Origin of the sequence: Blautia sp. An46 (assembly GCF_002161645.1) — a bacterium.
Classification (GTDB): domain Bacteria; phylum Bacillota; class Clostridia; order Lachnospirales; family Lachnospiraceae; genus Blautia; species Blautia ornithocaccae.
The window spans coordinates 40890-58023 of the sequence record NZ_NFIF01000011.1 but is presented as its reverse complement, the minus strand read 5'-3'; the positions used below and the strand labels follow the sequence as shown (position 1 = coordinate 58023).

Here is a 17134-nt window from a genome sequence, read left to right as displayed (position 1 = left end):
CCCTTTTCCCTTCTGTTATACTAACCATGTCAGAAATAAGCTTTTATAGAATAATTATTAATAGAAAGGATCAATGTATGTGGATCGCAGATAAATGGAAAGACTATGAAGTAATCGATACCTCCAGCGGAGAAAAGCTGGAACGGTGGGGAGACTATCTCCTGGTTCGTCCAGACCCTCAGGTCATCTGGAACACGCCGAAAACCCACAAGGGATGGAAACATATGAACGGTCACTATCACCGGAGTAAAAAAGGAGGGGGAGAATGGGAGTTTTTCAGCCTTCCTGAGCAGTGGACCATTCAGTATAAAACTCTTACCTTTAATTTAAAGCCTTTCAGCTTTAAACACACAGGCCTATTCCCGGAGCAGGCGGTAAACTGGGACTGGTTCTCAGAAAAGATACGAAATGCCGGACGGCCCGTAAAGGTTCTGAACCTCTTTGCCTACACCGGCGGTGCAACCCTGGCAGCAGCCGCAGCAGGAGCCAGTGTCACCCATGTAGATGCCTCCAAAGGCATGGTCACCTGGGCCAAAGAAAATGCTGTTTCCTCAGGGTTGAAAGACGCTCCTATCCGCTGGCTGGTAGATGACTGCGTAAAATTCGTAGAGCGGGAAATCCGCCGCGGAAATACCTACGACGCCATCATCATGGACCCCCCATCTTATGGAAGAGGCCCTAAAGGAGAGATTTGGAAAATTGAGGACAATATTCATCATCTCATACAGCTGTGCACCCGTATCCTCTCAGAAAAACCCCTGTTTTTCCTGTTGAATTCCTATACCACAGGCCTGGCTCCGGCAGTGCTCACCTATATGCTCTCTGTAGAGCTGAAAAAATATCACGGAAAGGTGGACTCTCAGGAAATCGGTCTCCCCGTAACCCAGACCGGACTGGTCCTGCCCTGCGGTGCCTCCGGACGGTGGGAAGCAGAATAATTTTCATTTCTGGGAATACTAAGCAAAAAGAAAATATCGAGGCATATCATGAAGAAAAAAATATTGATCATTACCACAGGAGGAACCCTGGCATGTATCCAGGACGAGAAAGGACTGGTCCCCGGCCTGTCCGGTCAGGATATCCTGGCTTATATATCAGATATCACAAACCTGTACCAGGTAGATTTTCTGGAACTTTTCCAGCTGGACAGCGCCAATATCCAGCCGGAAAACTGGCAGGAGCTGGCAGAGACCATCTATGCAAAGCACCGGGATTATGACGGTATCGTCATCTTTCACGGAACCGATACCATGGCCTATACATCCTCTGTGCTTTCCTTTATGCTGCCTAACATTCCCATACCAGTGGTCCTCACCGGAAGCCAGCTTTCCATTCTGAATCCACTGGCAGACGCTGTGGAAAACTGCCGCTGTGCCATCCATATGGCGGCCAGCTCTATCCCCGGCATCTTCCTGGCCTTTAACCGGAAGGTTATCCTGGGGGCCAGAGCTTCGAAAATGCGTACCACCAGTTTCCACGCTTTTGAAAGTATCAATTATCCATACATCGGAGAAATAAATTCCAGAGGACTGGACCTCCAGTCCTCCTATATCCCCCCTCTCACAGGTCCCTGTAAACTAAAGAAAAATCTGGAGAAGAAAGTTTTTCTTGTCAAACTAGTCCCCGGCTTTGACGGAGAAATTTTTCAGCTTCTTTTTGAGCAGGGATACCGGGGACTGATCATAGAGGCCTTCGGCCTGGGAGGAATCCCTTCTCTATCTCCCAAAGTTCTGGAGGATCTGGCAGAAGTCATCCGCAAAGGCATGGCGGTGATAGTAAAAAGCCAATGTCCTTACGAAGGCAGTGATCTGTCAGTCTATGAGACCGGTCATGCTGCTTTGGAAGCCGGTGTCTTCCAGGCTTACGATATGAGTACAGAAGCGGTGGTGACCAAGACCATGTGGCTTCTGGGAAACTATTCCCAAAGAGAAGAAATTGAAAAAAACTTTTATAAAAATCTGGCAGGAGAACTTCGTATTCCGGAAACCATCCTGCTGTGACCTAAAACACAAAGGAGTGTCCGATTTGATTCTGAAAAATATTTTTATGTACCTTGCATTTGTAAATATTCTGGCCTTTGTCTGCTTTGGCGTTGACAAACAGAAAGCCAAAACCCATCAGTGGCGTATCTCGGAAAAAACTCTTCTGGGCATCGCTATCTGCGGCGGTTCTCTGGGGGCAATCTGCGGCATGCGTTTCTTTCACCATAAAACCCAGCATGCCAAATTCGCCCTTGGTCTTCCGGCCATCCTGATCATCCAGGGAATTGCTGCAATCCTGGTATACAGTCTATTCTAAAGAAGGAGGGAAACATTATGAATGGCTCTACATTCGGCAACATTTTCAAAATCACCACCTGGGGGGAGTCCCATGGAAAGGCCATCGGTGTAGTTATAGATGGCTGCCCTGCCGGACTACCTCTTGAGGCAGAAGATATCCAGAAGTTTCTTGATCGGAGAAAACCTGGTCAGTCCAGATTTACTACCAAGCGCCAGGAAGCCGACCAGGTAGAAATCCTCTCCGGCGTCTTTGAGGGAAAAACCACCGGTACCCCTCTCTCTTTGATAGTGCCTAACACTGACCAGCGCTCCAGAGATTACAGCGAGATTGCCAATTATTATCGTCCGGGACATGCAGACCTGAACTATGACAGAAAATATGGTTTCCGGGATTACAGAGGCGGAGGACGCTCTTCAGGAAGAGAGACTATCGGCAGAGTGGCTGCCGGAGCTGTGGCCTCAAAAATATTAGGTGAGCTGGGAATCTCCCTCTCTGCCTATACCTGCGCCATTGGTCCTGTAGCCATTGACCCTTCCCGTTTCGACAAAGAAGAAATTTTCAAAAATCCTTTGTACATGCCTGACGCTCAGGCGGCCCGGAAAGCCCAGGAATGTCTGGAACAGGCCATGAAAGAAACCAACTCTCTGGGAGGTATGGTAGAGTGTGTCATCACCGGAGCCCCTGCAGGTCTGGGAGAGCCGGCTTTTGACAAACTGGACGCTGCTCTTGCAAAAGCAATCCTTTCTATCGGCGCCGTAAAAGGCTTTGAGGTTGGTTCCGGCATGGCTGCTGCCAGATCTGACGGGCTGCAAAACAATGATGCTTACGGTGTAGACAGCCGGGGAAATCTCATTAAGAAAACCAATCATTCCGGCGGCATTACTGGAGGGATCAGCGACGGGACTCCTATTATTTTCCGGGCAGCCTTTAAGCCTACCCCGTCCATAGCAGCTGTCCAGGAAACCGTAAACCGTCAGGGAGAACCTATAGAAATCCAGATAAAAGGCAGACACGACCCTATCATTGTCCCCCGTGCTGTAGTAGTGGTCGAATCTATGGCTGCCCTTGTAATCCTGGACGCCCTCCTGGCTTCTATGACTACAAGAATGGACCGGATCAAAGACTTTTTTCTGAACCGTTGATACATACCAAAACCTCCAAAGGTTTTATTCGTAATTATTAAGAAAATCTTTCGTTTTTACGCAGGTCACTTTTAAATATTGTAATTTATATTTACATCATAAAACAGGAGAAGAACATCATGGAAATGAATCACATTTTAATCGTGGAGGATGACAAAGATATCAGAGAAGGAGTGGGAATCTACCTGAAAAGCCAGGGCTATCAGGTTTTCATGGCTGCCGATGGCGTAGAGGGCCTGGAAATACTGGAAAAAGAGGAAATCCATCTGGCTATTGTAGACATCATGATGCCCAGAATGGATGGAATCACCATGACCATGAAATTGAGAGAACAGCATGACTTCCCTGTGATCATGCTTTCTGCAAAATCAGAGGAAGTAGATAAGGTCATGGGCCTGAATATTGGTGCAGACGACTATGTGACAAAGCCTTTTACTCCCATGGAGCTCATGGCAAGAGTCAATTCCCAGATGCGTCGTTACCGCAGGTTCATGGAAAAGCTTCAGGAAAAGGAAGCTCAGAATTCGGATATGGTATACACCATAGGCGGGCTGGAAGTCAACGAAAGCACCTTTGAAGTCCGGGTAGACGATACTCCCGTTAAAATGACTCCCATGGAGTTCAAGATTCTTCTGTTGCTGATCAAAAATCCTGGAAGGGTCTTCTCGGCAGATGAAATTTACGAGCGGGTATGGAATGAACGTGCCGTCAACACCGAAACCGTCATGGTCCATGTACGGAATATCCGCGAAAAAATCGAGATCAACCCTAAGGAGCCAAAATATTTAAAGGTGGTGTGGGGAGTTGGATATAAAATCGAAAAACTATCATAGGCTGGCCGCCATTATCATTGCGCTGGTAATCTTTCTGCCTTCCCTGGCAATGATGTTCATCAGGCCCCATTATATCAGCCGTCAGAAAGAGGAAGGGCAGATTTCTTACTCAAATACAGACTTAATGGAACAGCTGGTAAAAGATACTTATGTACTCTACGCTGAGGAATATCAGAGAGAGCATGGAAGCGACGTGACTCCCTTTGAAATCTTTTTTCAGAGAGATACTTCCGCTGAGAACAGCGAGACTCAGGAACCTTCTTCCGAAGAAGGCAGCTCTGATGCTGGATCTTCAGAAGAGACTGCCAATGAGGCGTCAACTGAGCCAGCAGCTTCCGAAGGAACCTCTGAGGAGACTTATGAGGATGACATCAGCTCTATTGCCGATGATTTTCAAAGCAATCTGTACAGCCAATGGAGCGAAGATTTTTCCGCTATCCGTTCTTTTATTGAATACGAGGTACTGGACAGCAGCGGAACAACTCTGGACACCAACCAGTCTTTAGCAGACTCCCAGGAATCTCTCTATGATTCTCTGGACAATATCCAGACTAATTCCGTATTGAACACAGACAGCGGCTACGCCTTTGTGGCTGTGATCGAATATGGAAAAAAGGGAAACATTGAGTCCACAACTTTTCTCACCCATGAAAAGGATAATTCCTCCCAGGCTTTAAACGAACTGGCCCGGTCAGACCCCGGAGAATATCTCCGTGACTACTATTATTATTCCGGCACCTTCCAGCCGCCTCAGGACAGAATCTACTGCTTCGCCATGACCAAAACGGCTCTGGAAACATATTCCGACTATGATCCTTCCATTTTATATGCCAACAGCGGCTATGACACAACGGCGGATCTGGTAGTGCTTTTTATGACCTTTGTGGGATTTGTATGTGCTGCGGCTTTTCTCCTTCCTTTTATAAAAGTATTGGAGACCGGAAACGAGAAAATTTTCTCCTATCCATTTGAGCCAGTGTGTCTGATCGCCCTTTGTGTAGTCAGTGTTGCAGCCAGCGTAACGGCCAATCCCGGGGCTCTGGATCATCAGTCTATCCGAAGCGTGCTGATAAGCATAGGCCTCCCTGAGACAGTGGCTACTGTAATCCAGTACCTGTGGGGGCTTCTGGGCTGGGTGCTGATCTTTGCTGTATGCTACTGGGCAGCCGCCTGTTTCCGGCATATTTTCACCATGGGGTTAAAGGAATATCTTCAGAAACGAGTTCTAATCTACCGTTTCTGGCCCTGGATCACCAAATGGTGCCGGCGGATCTATCAGGGGCTTCTCCACATTGACCTCCGTGACAATGCCTCCCGGGTGCTTTTGAAGCTTGTCCTGATCAATTTCATTATACTGGGATTTATCAGCCTCCTTTGGTACTGGGGACTGGCAGCCCTGATCATCTATTCCGTAATCCTATTCCTTCTTCTGCGGAAATATGTGCGGAAGATACAGGATCAGTATCAGCTTCTCCTTCAGGCAACCAATGAACTGGCCCAGGGAAACTTAAATGGTACCATCCCTGAGGATTTAGGCGTCTTTGAGCCTTTCCGTGAGGAAATCGACAAAATCCGCACCGGCTTCCGGAAAGCTGTGGACGAAGAGGTAAAAAGCACTAAAATGAAAACAGACCTGATTACCAATGTGTCTCATGATCTGAAGACGCCTCTCACGGCTATCATTACCTATGTAGACCTGCTGAAGGATCCGAATCTGCCCGCAGAGGATCAGAAGAAATATATCCAGATCCTGGACCAGAAGGCCAACCGGCTGAAGCTGCTCATTGAAGATCTCTTTGAGATCAGCAAGGCTACAAGCAAGACTGTCCAGCTTAATATCGTAGATGTGGACATTGTCAGCCTGCTTCGCCAGGTAAAGCTGGAACTTCAGGATAAGATTGAGGCTACAGATCTGCTCTTCCGCTGGCATCTCCCAGAGGAAAAGGTGATTCTTCCTCTGGATTCTCAGAGAACCTACCGAGTCTTTGAAAATCTGCTGGTAAACATCACCAAGTACGCCATGCCTCACACCAGGGTTTATATCACTATGGAAGATACGGAAAATCATGTGAAGATTTCCATGAAAAATATCTCCGCCACAGAACTGAACTTCAACCCCAGTGAGATCACAGAGCGTTTTGTAAGAGGTGACGCTTCCAGAAATACCGAAGGAAGCGGCCTGGGTCTGGCCATCGCCAAGAGCTTCACCGAGCTTCAGGGCGGACGGCTGGAAGTCTTCACAGATGCCGACCTCTTTACCGTAGAAATCACATTTCTAAAACCCTGACAAATATAAAAAGGAGCTGGCCCATTAACATATGTCAGGAATATCTATACATTTTATGCGAATTTGTCGAGCACAGCTTTGAGACTATGGGCTCAAAGCTGTGCAGACTGAGCAATAAAATGTATAGATATTCTCGATTATGATTAATGGGCCAGCTCCTTTTCACTTATTTTTTCTGTCTTGCGTACTAAATAACCTCTATCTGGCACACTTTCATGGCTTCCAGTGCATTTCTGTGGCTCTCAGGAGTTACTCCTGCACAGCAGGAAGAGTCTACACGTACTACTGCCTCAGGCAGAGCTGCTTTCAGGATCATAGCGTTGGAAATAACGCAGATATCTGTACACAGCCCGATCAGCTCTATCTCCTCATATCCTGCCTTTTGGGCCAGCTCAGCCAGCTCCATACTGCCAAAGGAAGGCTTTTCCAGAACAGTGCAGTCCCTGGCCAGCTCCTGAAGTCCTCCATCCAGTTCCCAGCCTTCTGTTCCTTTTACACAGTGAGGCACCGGAAGTTTCCGTCCTTCCTGGGTCATAAGATAATCTTTATAGTGGGTATCCTTGGTAAAGACAATATCCCTTCCCTGATCCTTAGCTTTTCTTATTTTTTCCTTCACCGGCTCCAGGATTTTTACCGCCTCTCCTGTTCCCAGGGCGCCGTCAATAAAATCCTTCTGCATATCCACTACCACTAATAATTTCTTCATACAGCTCACTCCTTCTCAATAGCTTTTCAGCACATGTTCCTCCTCCGGGTCATAGAACAGCTCACTGATCTCCTCGGAGAGAAACAGTTCCAGATTTCTCTCAAAATCGCTGGCAAGGGAATACTGGTTTAGTTTATTAAGAGGGGCCCAGAATACTTCTCCTTCTCTGGAAGAGCGGAGAGTTCCGGAATACCTACAGGTCTTGTAAAAGAAAACCATGGCTCTGGTCCCGTCCTCTTCAAACCACTCTTTCACGCCGCAGAGTCTTACGTCTTCTATATCCAGTCCCGTCTCCTCCTTGATCTCCCGGATCACAGAAAGAACCAGAGATTCTCCTGGCTCTACATGACCGCCGGGAAAGGTAACGCCTGGCCAGTCTTTCTTCCTTCTGTTCTGCATCAGGACGTTTCCCTTGTCATCGTAGATCATGCAGATATTCATTAATTCAGTTCGTTCATTTTTTGCCATGTTCCATCTTCTCCTGTTACCTTTGCGTTAGGATAAAGTTTTTCCAGTCTCTCATCATCAAAATGTTCATCTAAAAATACTTCAAGAGCGTTATCCGGTTCCGGGTCTGTCAGCCTGTCGGTATACCGGTAAAGAGCCAGGCCGGACATAGCCATGTCCACAAGAAGAAAAATCAATACCAGCCAGGTTATGATCTTTCCCGGCTTCATGGGAATCTTCTCAATCCAAGCCGAGAATCTGGGGTATAAAATCTTAATCCATACCACAGCGGCAATTCCCCAGAAAAAGCAGTAAAGAAGATTGATCCTCCCTCCCAGATTAAAGGGAATCTTACTGTAATCCCAGAAAACCGTCCCAAAGACCCTTTCTGAGATTACGCTGCAGGCGTACTCATAAAAGCCGCCCAGCACAGTTCCATAGGTAAAAATATACCGGTCACTTCTGTCTTTGTAACGATAAAGCAGAGCAGTAAGAAAGCTGCATCCAAATCCCCAGACAATGCTGAAAGGCCCCCAGACAAAGCTGCTCCTGCTCATCCATTCTCCCATGGAAAACCGGCAGAAAACAGTCTCAATAGCAACTCCTGCAACTGCACCGATAACAAACATCCATACCAGCTTGTAAAAACTGCAGCCCTGAGCAAAAACTGCAGCCTTTTCCTTTGGTTTCAGCGCTTCCAGGATTTTTCCCAGCTGAATATTGGGATAGGCCTTGGTCATTCGCCTCTGTACCCTTCTGGTAAGTGCATTTCCAAAGTCATCGGTAAAGTTCTGGACATAATCAAAAAATACGGCCTGGGCCGCCGAGCGGTGCATCTGAGTAACGGTTGCAATGCAGAATACCACATCTGTTAAAACCAGAACCCCTAAACAAATTTCCAGAACTGTCTCCACTTTATCAGGAAACATATGAACAGCATCCAGCAGCAGCGGATTGGCAAAACGGATACACACCACAGCTGCGATACCGAAAAACAACAGGTGGACAAAATTCAGATAGCCCTGAAACTGAAATCTTGCCTGGCTGAAGTCCCACCACTTCCGATTAAATACCTTTTCCAGTATTACCCCGGTAATAACAATTACCAGAAAGGCTGCCACTGCGCCGCCTAAAAACAGAAAGAATATCTCTTCCTCCAGTTCCTGAAGAAAAATGCAGTAGGCTGTGCCGATCACACCATAAACAGGGCAGATAGGAAGGTTCAAAAATCCAGTGTTAATAAATCGCTTTCTTCTGAGAGCATTGGCGATTACGCCTGCACACCATCCCACAAAAGAATAAACCATAAAAATCCAAAAGAGATCATCCCAAGTATAAGTCAAAGTTTTTCCCCTTTCTTCTTTTGTTACATACAGATTTTATCATAACAGAGGACAAGATTTTTGCAAAGCTTTTTTACAAGGAATTAACAAAACACAGGACTCTTACCCGGCAGTTTTTACCTCTGCAGAGTAAAAGTCCTGTATAGCAGACTCCTATTTACTATGCACTTACCTTACCTCTTCCCATTTCCTGTCCAATATTCAGGATATGGTCGCCGATACGCTCGAAGTCTGTAAGCATTTCTGAATAGATGATGCAGCCTTCTTCGGAGCAGGTGCCTTTCTGCATACGCTCCAGCTGTTTCTGACGATAGTCTTCTGTCATATCGTCAATCTTTTGTTCAATATCTTCGATCACCTGGATATCTTCCTTCTGTCCAGGTTCCTGCCCGATCTCTGCCAGATAATCCAATGCCTGGTCACAGATTTTCTTCATCTCGTCAATCTCTCTCTTAACCTCAGAGGAGAAAGAAATATTCTGGCGTTCAATGGTCTTGGTATAACCGCAGATATTCATGGCATGGTCGCCGATACGCTCCACATTTCCGCATACTTTAAACAATGCGCTGATGTATTTGGAGTCTCTGGGATTACTTTCATTTACCAGAGTCTTGGAAATATACTTTGAAATTTCTTTATTCAGGAAATCAATATATTCTTCCCGTTTCTTCACTTCCTTCAGATGGATGGTCTTTCCTTCCTTCACTGCCTCAAAGCTCATGTCCACATTTTCTTTTGCCATGGTCATCATCCGGTGGATTTCTTTGCGGATACTTGTAACGGCAATGGCAGAAAGTCCAATCTGTGTATCTCTCTTAGTTTCCATAGGACGGATAAATTCCATATGCATAACATCCACATTTTCGTCCTTCTTTTCCGGCAGGATCTTTGTAGCCAGCTTGGCCAGGTAAGTACCGAAAGGAAGGAGCAGCAGAGTTGTCACAACATTAAATAATGTATGCATGTTTGCGATCTGTGCAGCTACATTGTCCGGCGTAAATGCTTCTACTACGTCTGTCAGAGGGGTCAGGATACAGACAATTGTAAAAATCGTGGTACCAATAAGGTTAAACATCAGATGGATGATGGTGGTACGTTTCGCATTCCTGCTGGTCCCAATAGCGGCCAGAATAGCTGTGATACAAGTACCGATATTCTGTCCGAACAGCACATATACTGCATTTCCCAGACCGATCAGCCCACTGGAAGCCAGGGCTTGCAGAATACCTACAGAAGCTGAAGAAGACTGGATAATAGCGGTGAAAATGGCACCTGCCAGAATTCCCAGAATCGGATTAGAAAACTTGGTCAGCAATGCAACGAAGGCCTCGGATTCTCTCAGAGGCATCATAGCTGCGCTCATCATATCCATACCTACAAACAGGATACCCAGTCCCGCAAGGATCAGTCCATAGTGGTGAACCTTCTGTTTCTTAACAAATACTACCAGGGCCACACCCAGAAAAGCCAGAAGAGGTGCAATAGCTCCTACATCAAGGGCAATCAGCTGTCCGGTAATGGTGGTACCGATATTGGCCCCCATAATGATCCATACTGCCTGTTTCAGAGTCATCATACCTGAGTTTACAAAACCTACTACCATAACCGTAGTAGCCGATGAGGACTGGATAACAGCGGTGATTCCCGCTCCTACCAGAACTCCTAAAAACCGATTTGCAGTGAGTTTTTCCAAAATCTGTTTCATTTTGTTTCCTGCAGCAGCCTCCAGGCCATTGCTCATCATCTGCATACCGTAAAGGAATAAGGCCAGTCCTCCTAAAAGACTGAAAAAATCTGTAATTTTCACTTTTCTCCTCCATTAGTGTTTTCACATATTTTTTACTTTTATTTAATGGCACTATTACATTTATAACTGGTATGGGAAATTAATTCAAGAATTATTTCTTTGTTTTTACATTATTTTACATGAATTTAACATAAAAGGTAAAAAATATCGAAATAGCACTGTCCTGTGCAGAATACCACATGAACAGTGCCATTTCGTTTATATTCTCTCTTTTTCTTTATTTTTTATACAGCACAACTGCCTCATAAGGCTTCAGCCCTATCCTGCTGCCTTCTATGTTATGCACTTCATAATTGCTCAATACACATTGGTATTCTCCCAGCTCTGTCTCAGAATCCCAGGTCACTTCTTTTCCATAGAAGTTGCAGATTACCAGCATCTTTTCTCCCTGGTACTCCCTTTCATAGGCAAAAACAGAAGGATTTTTCTCATCCAGAGGCTTCAGCTCCCCATAAGCGATCACATCATATTCTTTCCGCAGTGCGATCAGCTTCTGATAATAGTGGAAGATGGAATCTTCATCCTGAAGCTCCGCCTCCGCATTAATGTATGAGCAGTTCTTATTTACCTCAATCCAGGGTTCGCCTGTGGTAAATCCTCCGTTTTCCCCGCTGTTCCACTGCATCGGGGTCCGGCTGTTGTCTCTGGAATGGATCTGAAGGATCTGATAAGCGTTTTCCTCCGTCAATCCCTTCTCCTGAAGAATCCGGAAATGATTCAGGCTCTCCACATCCTTATACTGGGAAATATCTGTGAATCCAGCGTTGGTCATTCCCAGCTCCTCGCCCTGGTAAATATAAGGAGTTCCTCTGAGACAGTGGATCACAGTTCCCAACATTTTTGCAGATTCCTTCCAGTACTTTTCCACATTTCCAAATCTGGAAACTACCCTTGGCTGGTCATGGTTGCACCAGAATACTGCATTCCAGGCATGATGTTTTCCCATGTTCACCTGCCAGTCAAAGAGGATTTTTTTCAGCTTCTGGAAATCGAAGGGAACAATGACCCACTTCTCATTTCCCATAAAGTCAACCTTCAGATGGTGGAAGCTGAAAACCATGGACAATTCTTTACCGTCCTCGTTTGCATACTGATAACAGTTTTCCATGGTGGTGCTGGACATCTCTCCCACGGTGATGATCTCTGCGTCTGTTCCGAAAGTGGCTTCGTTCAGTTCCCGGAGATATTTATGGATATTGGGACCATCGGTATAAAATCTTCTGCCGTCCCCCTCATAGTCATTTTCAAACTTATCCTTACTGATCAAGTTTACCACATCAAAACGGAAGCCTTTGATTCCTTTTCCCATCCAGAATTTAATCACATTCTGAACTTCTCTGCGCACTTGGGGGTTGTCCCAGTTCAGGTCAGGCTGAGATACATCAAAAAGATGAAGGTAATACTCGTCAAACTTCTCTACATATTCCCAGGCATTTCCGCCGAACTTGCTCTCCCAGTTGGTTGGAGGAACTCCCGGCTTTGGTCCTTTTTTAAAGATATAGAAATCTTTGTACTTGGGATCTCCCGCCAGAGCTTTCTGAAACCACTGGTTCCTGTCAGAGGTATGGTTGAACACCATGTCAAACATCAGACGGATACCCCGTTTTTCCGCTTCCCGTGACAGTTCTTCTACATCCTCCATGGTGCCGTATCTGGGATCAATGTTATAATAATCCTCTACGTCATATCCATTGTCTTTCTGCGGAGATACAAAAAACGGCGTCATCCAGATGTAGTCCACACCCAGTTCTTTTATATAATCCAGTTTTTCTATTACACCTCTTAAATCTCCCAGTCCGTCTCCGTTGCTGTCATAAAAAGACTTGGGATATATCTGATAAACAACGCTTTTCTTAAAATCTGCCATGGAAAATCCTCCTTACTCAAACTTGATAACCGGTGTCTTTCCTGCCTCTGCTTCCATACCTGTAAGGTATTGGATATTCTTAGCCTGTCCTTCCTCGGTAACAATAAATACAGTCACATAAGGATGTCCTGCCGCTTTGATCTTTTCCTTATCAAAACGGATCAGGGGCTGTCCCTGTTTTACCTGATCTCCTTCTTTTACAAGAAGCTCAAATCCGTCTCCGTTCATATCAACAGTATCTACTCCTACATGGATCAACAGTTCCATCTCATTTGCAAAGATCAGACCACAGGCATGTCCGGAGTCTGCCATAACTACCCCTACCTTTGCATCTGCAGGGGCTACTACTGTATCATTTTCCGGCTCAATGGCAACGCCGTCTCCCATAATATGCTGTGAAAACACATCATCCGGAACATCGTCCAGAGGAATTACCTTACCCGTAAGTCCGGCCTTTAATTCTGTGAGAGGTTCTGCTGCTGTCTGTACTGCCGGTCCCTCTACTTCTTCAACAACCTGAGACTCCTCTCCGTAGTCCTCTCCCAGTCTGTCTGCAGCAGATAATTTTGCCTTCCCCACAATAAATGTCAGTACAAAAGGAATCACGATAGCCACAGCCATAGCCAGGAGGAAGATCAGGTAATACTCTGGTTTAATAGACAAGATACCCGGAAGGCCGCCGACGCCGATGCTCAGCGCTTCTACTCCAAAGCCTACAGAAATCACTGCTGCGCAGGCAGAACCGATCATACCGCAGACCAGCGGGAATCCGTATTTTAAGTTTACACCGAAAAGCGCCGGTTCTGTTACGCCCAGGTAGCAGGAAATACATGCAGGAACGTTGACCTGCTGAGCTCTCTCATTTTTCTTCTGAAGAACTGTCATAGCCAGCACGCTGGATCCCTGTGCGATGTTGCTCAGTGCGATCATGGGCCACAGGATGGTGCTTTTGCTGGGACCTGCGATCAGCTGAGAGTCAATAGCGTTTGTCATATGATGAAGACCTGTCATAACGATAGGTGCATATAATAATCCAAAGATTCCTGCAAATACAAATCGGATGTTAGAAGTCAGACCTGCGTAAACCACGTCTGCAATGGCGTTTCCAATGGTCCAGCCGATGGGACCTACTACCATATGTGCGATAAATACTGCCGGCACCAGAGAGCAGACCGGAACTACGATCATACTGACCACCGCCGGACATATCTTCCGGAAAAACTTTTCCAGATATACCAGTACAAAACCAGCCATCATGGCTGCGATAACCTGTCCCTGATAACCGATCATATTTACCTTGGCAAATCCGAAATCCCAGTATGGTATCTGATCTGCCAGAGTGGAAGCCACACTGAAACCGTTAAGAAGCTGGGACGATACCAGGGTCAGACCTAATACAATACCAAGGATCTGTGTAGTTCCCATCTTTTTGGTAATGGACCAGACAATGCCTACGGGCAGCAGATGGAACACTGCTTCGCCGATCAGCCAAAGAAAACTGTCCACACCTGCCCAGAACTGGGAAATATCTACAAGGGTCTTTGTGCCATTTTCAAAGAAATAAATGGCGTCGATCACATTACGGAAGCCCAGTACAAGACCGCCGCAGATCAGGGCCGGAATAATGGGAGCAAAAATCTCTCCCAGGCTGCTCATAAGCTTCTGGATTGGATTCTGGTTGCTCTTAGCTGCCTGTTTGGCAGCTTCCTTACTTACCCCTTCAATTCCTGCATAGGCAGTAAATTCATTGTAAAAGGTTGACACATCATTTCCGATGATCACCTGATACTGCCCTGCCTGGGTAAAGGTTCCCTTTACACTTTTCAGCTTTTCAATTTCCTTTGCGTTTGCTTTCTTTTCATCTGCAAGAACGAATCTCATTCTTGTCATACAGTGAGACACTGCCGCAATATTCTCTTTTCCGCCGATCAGCTCCAGCAATGCCTTGACGTCATCTGTATATTTTGCCATGCTCGTACCTCCTTCTTTTCACGAACTTGTTTGAACAAGTATAAAATAGCACACTTGTTTAAACATGTCAACATTGTTTTCTTGACTTTTTCAATTTTTTTTATATAATGAAAACATAAGATGTTTAAACAAGACAGGAAGTGATGAAAATGCCGAAAAGTAAATATGAATTTATTTATAAAGATTTAAAACAAAAAATAGAATCCGAAGAATATGCCTACCAGGAACTGCTTCCTTCTGAAAACCAGTTAGTGCTTGCTTATAATTGTTCCAGAAACACCATCCGCAGAGCGGTAGGCCGTCTGGTAACAGATGGCTATGTCCAGACCATGCAGGGAAAAGGGGTCCGGAATATCTATCGCCCTGTAGCGCAGACCTCCTACACCATCGGCGGTATTGAGTCCTTTAAGGAATCTTCTATCCGCAATCATAAAAAAGGCCGCTCCGTAGTCCTTCAGTTCATGGAGCTTACCGCCGACGAAAAAATCTCCAGGCGGACCGGCTTCCCGGTGGGTTCTGAATTATATTATATTCAGCGGCTCCATTTTTTAGACGAAAAACCTCTGATCATCAATCACAACTATTTTCTGAAAAGCACTGCTTGCGGCCTGACTCCGGAAATTGCAGAAAATTCTATTTACGAATATCTGGAAAACACCCTCCACATGACCATTGTCAACAGCAAGCGGGTGATGACAGTAGAAAAAATCACTCAGATAGATGAAAAGTATTTAGAATTGGATGTAAACGACTATAACTGTCTGGCGGTCATCACCAGCCACACTTACAACAGCGACGGGGTCATGTTTGAGTTCACACAGTCACGGCACAGGCCGGATTACTTTCGTTTCCAGGATAATGCGGTGCGCAGGTCTGTAAGCTGAAAACTGCCGGAAAATCCATGTTTTTAGTTGATGGACATGGATTTCCCGGCAGTTTCTTTTTTTAACCCTCCTGCGCATCCCCCGGCAGGCTTCCTTCCCACAGATCACTGAAAGAAATCTCCTCTGTCTTATCTTCATATTCTATGGTAAGAACATCATCCTGAGAAAGTTTCCGTTCTGTACCGTCTGACAGCCGGATGGTATTCTCATCTATAAAGTCCACTGTATAGAATGCTCCGTTCTCTTCTGTCCCTCCCTGGCTGTCATAATACTGGCGGATCAGGATCTGGTCTTCTCCTGCATCTTCCACCTTCAGGGAAACCCCTAAGATTTCCGGGAAGAAGCCAAGTGTCACTGTTCCATTGTCCTCTTTTGCCCAGGTCATCTTCACCTCATCAGACTGTGCAGGAGGATTCTCCAAAGCCTCCCGGGCCAGATCCGCCAAAGAAATGGTCTCTGTCCGGTCTTTGTATTTAATGGTCAGTACCTGGTCTTCACTGAAATCCATATTCTGGCCGTCTAATCCCATAACTGTGTCTTCGTCAATAAACGTACAGCTCCAGTAAGCGTTGGCATTATAGGCTTTTGTAAAGGGAGCCAGCTTACCTTCTACTATGGTAATGGTATTGTCTTCTCCAGTTTCTGCGTAAAGCCTGCTGTTTTTCTTCTCCGGAGAAAAGCGGATGGAAGCGATCCCGTCCCAGGTCTCTATAGTCATCTTCACATCTTCAGAATTTGCCGTCCAGGTTCTACTGTAATACAGAAGGCCTCCCCCAAAGATCAGGCCGCAGATCAGAACGGCTCCCCCTGCTGCCAGAAGGATTTTTCTTCTGGTCTTCTGCCTCAGTTTCCGGAAAGGCTGTACGGCCTTTTTATTATTCACCGGCTGGTTTTCCTCTACGATCTCCTCTTTCATGGAAGCCAGATATTCTCCGCACTCCCGGCATTCCTCCAGATGTTCCTCTATCAGTTCATTACTCTCCTCACTGGTCAGTCCATCTATGTAACTTGGAAACAAATCCCGGATAACTTCACATTTCATCTTCATACTTCCTCATCCTTTCACTAATTTCTGTTTTGCCCGGTAAAACGTTACCCTGGCCCAGTTTTCATTTTTCCCAAAGATATCTCCGATCTCCCGAAAGGAGAATTCTCCTGTCAGCCGAAGAAGTACGACTTCCTTGGCGGTTTCCTCCAAAACATGAACCTTCCGGAATAATTCCATCTTCTCTTCTTTGATACATAATTCTTCTTCCAGGGCTGCTTTGGGGGAAACAAGATTCTCATCCAGCTGACTGGTCCCTTTTCTTTTTCTTCGGTCCAGCTCCTGATACCATAAATGTTTGGCAATCTGGCAGAGCCAGGTAGACACCTTACAGGAGCCATTATATTTATCTGCACTTTTCACAGCCTGGTAAAAAGTTTCCTGGGTCAGTTCCTGGGCCGTATCTTCTTCATAGCAAAGTGTCATAAGATACTTGAACACTGCATTTGCCTGCTCTCTGTATATGGAGTCCATATCCATCATCTTGTTTCTCACCTCCTTTACCCATATATCCAAAAAAGA

Annotated in this window: 15 protein-coding genes; 7 read left to right on the top strand and 8 right to left on the bottom strand. The window is 45.8% G+C overall.

Translation table 11 applies throughout. The features are described 5' to 3' along the window. The first annotated feature begins 77 nt into the window (after positions 1-77). The 6 genes from B5G00_RS10385 to B5G00_RS10360 all read left to right on the top strand — a co-directional run bounded on the left by B5G00_RS10385 (position 78) and on the right by B5G00_RS10360 (position 6542). A complete protein-coding gene (locus B5G00_RS10385; protein ID WP_087272507.1) occupies positions 78-938 on the top strand; it encodes a class I SAM-dependent methyltransferase in 861 nt (286 codons plus the stop codon). A 48-nt stretch (positions 939-986) separates the two neighbouring features. After that, entirely contained in the window at positions 987-2000 is a 1014-nt protein-coding gene (locus tag B5G00_RS10380) for an asparaginase (RefSeq protein WP_087272504.1), read from the top strand. Between the two features lie 25 nt (positions 2001-2025). Continuing rightward, positions 2026-2298 (top strand): DUF1294 domain-containing protein, encoded by a 273-nt coding sequence (locus B5G00_RS10375; RefSeq protein WP_330396347.1) that lies wholly within the window; start codon positions 2026-2028, stop codon positions 2296-2298. Positions 2299-2315: 17 nt separating this feature from the next. Then, positions 2316-3422, top strand: a complete 1107-nt coding sequence (gene aroC, locus B5G00_RS10370; RefSeq protein ID WP_087272501.1) for a chorismate synthase — start codon at positions 2316-2318, stop codon at positions 3420-3422. 119 nt (positions 3423-3541) lie between these two features. After that, positions 3542-4255 carry a response regulator transcription factor gene (locus tag B5G00_RS10365; protein WP_087272497.1) on the top strand — a complete coding sequence of 238 codons (714 nt, stop codon included), beginning with the start codon at positions 3542-3544 and terminating at the stop codon, positions 4253-4255. Then, positions 4227-6542, top strand: a complete 2316-nt coding sequence (locus B5G00_RS10360) for a sensor histidine kinase (protein ID WP_087272495.1) — start codon at positions 4227-4229, stop codon at positions 6540-6542. Before B5G00_RS10365 ends, B5G00_RS10360 begins: the two co-directional genes overlap by 29 nt. Before the next feature lie 187 nt (positions 6543-6729). Here B5G00_RS10360 and B5G00_RS10355 read toward each other — a convergent pair whose 3' ends face one another. From B5G00_RS10355 to treP, 6 genes are all read right to left on the bottom strand, one after another. Then, positions 6730-7248 carry a cysteine hydrolase family protein gene (locus B5G00_RS10355; RefSeq protein WP_087272490.1) on the bottom strand — a complete coding sequence of 173 codons (519 nt, stop codon included), beginning with the start codon at positions 7246-7248 and terminating at the stop codon, positions 6730-6732. 15 nt (positions 7249-7263) lie between these two features. Continuing rightward, positions 7264-7716: an 8-oxo-dGTP diphosphatase gene (locus B5G00_RS10350; RefSeq protein ID WP_087272487.1), complete on the bottom strand. Its 453-nt coding sequence runs from the start codon at positions 7714-7716 to the stop codon at positions 7264-7266. Then, a complete protein-coding gene (locus B5G00_RS10345; protein ID WP_087272484.1) occupies positions 7689-9038 on the bottom strand; it encodes a putative ABC transporter permease in 1350 nt (449 codons plus the stop codon). Before B5G00_RS10345 ends, B5G00_RS10350 begins: the two co-directional genes overlap by 28 nt. Positions 9039-9198: 160 nt before the next feature. Further along, positions 9199-10845 carry a Na/Pi cotransporter family protein gene (locus B5G00_RS10340; protein WP_087272481.1) on the bottom strand — a complete coding sequence of 549 codons (1647 nt, stop codon included), beginning with the start codon at positions 10843-10845 and terminating at the stop codon, positions 9199-9201. 217 nt (positions 10846-11062) lie between these two features. Beyond that, on the bottom strand, positions 11063-12712 hold the full coding sequence (gene treC, locus B5G00_RS10335; protein WP_087272478.1) for an alpha,alpha-phosphotrehalase: 1650 nt from the start codon (positions 12710-12712) through the stop codon (positions 11063-11065). A 12-nt stretch (positions 12713-12724) separates the two neighbouring features. After that, positions 12725-14683 carry a PTS system trehalose-specific EIIBC component gene (gene treP, locus B5G00_RS10330; RefSeq protein WP_087272474.1) on the bottom strand — a complete coding sequence of 653 codons (1959 nt, stop codon included), beginning with the start codon at positions 14681-14683 and terminating at the stop codon, positions 12725-12727. 149 nt (positions 14684-14832) lie between these two features. Between treP and B5G00_RS10325 the strand changes: the two genes are divergently transcribed. Continuing rightward, positions 14833-15567, top strand: a complete 735-nt coding sequence (locus tag B5G00_RS10325; RefSeq protein ID WP_087272470.1) for a UTRA domain-containing protein — start codon at positions 14833-14835, stop codon at positions 15565-15567. Between the two features lie 61 nt (positions 15568-15628). On the opposite strand, the gene B5G00_RS10320 is transcribed toward B5G00_RS10325, so the two are convergent. Together B5G00_RS10320 and B5G00_RS10315 are read right to left on the bottom strand one after the other, a co-directional pair. Next, complete coding sequence (locus tag B5G00_RS10320; RefSeq protein ID WP_140403142.1) at positions 15629-16615, bottom strand: zf-HC2 domain-containing protein; 987 nt, start codon at positions 16613-16615, stop codon at positions 15629-15631. A 6-nt stretch (positions 16616-16621) separates the two neighbouring features. Further along, on the bottom strand, positions 16622-17095 hold the full coding sequence (locus tag B5G00_RS10315) for an RNA polymerase sigma factor (protein ID WP_087272464.1): 474 nt from the start codon (positions 17093-17095) through the stop codon (positions 16622-16624). Positions 17096-17134: the final 39 nt, after the last annotated feature.

Coding starts and splice junctions, on each gene's coding strand:
- B5G00_RS10385 (WP_087272507.1), top strand. CDS start 78: ATGTGGATCGCAGATAAATGGAAAGACTATGAAGTAATCGATACCTCC.
- aroC (WP_087272501.1), top strand. CDS start 2,316: ATGAATGGCTCTACATTCGGCAACATTTTCAAAATCACCACCTGGGGG.
- B5G00_RS10320 (WP_140403142.1), bottom strand. CDS start 16,615: ATGAAGATGAAATGTGAAGTTATCCGGGATTTGTTTCCAAGTTACATA.
- treP (WP_087272474.1), bottom strand. CDS start 14,683: ATGGCAAAATATACAGATGACGTCAAGGCATTGCTGGAGCTGATCGGC.
- B5G00_RS10380 (WP_087272504.1), top strand. CDS start 987: ATGAAGAAAAAAATATTGATCATTACCACAGGAGGAACCCTGGCATGT.
- B5G00_RS10350 (WP_087272487.1), bottom strand. CDS start 7,716: ATGGCAAAAAATGAACGAACTGAATTAATGAATATCTGCATGATCTAC.
- B5G00_RS10355 (WP_087272490.1), bottom strand. CDS start 7,248: ATGAAGAAATTATTAGTGGTAGTGGATATGCAGAAGGATTTTATTGAC.
- B5G00_RS10365 (WP_087272497.1), top strand. CDS start 3,542: ATGGAAATGAATCACATTTTAATCGTGGAGGATGACAAAGATATCAGA.
- treC (WP_087272478.1), bottom strand. CDS start 12,712: ATGGCAGATTTTAAGAAAAGCGTTGTTTATCAGATATATCCCAAGTCT.
- B5G00_RS10325 (WP_087272470.1), top strand. CDS start 14,833: ATGCCGAAAAGTAAATATGAATTTATTTATAAAGATTTAAAACAAAAA.
- B5G00_RS10315 (WP_087272464.1), bottom strand. CDS start 17,095: ATGATGGATATGGACTCCATATACAGAGAGCAGGCAAATGCAGTGTTC.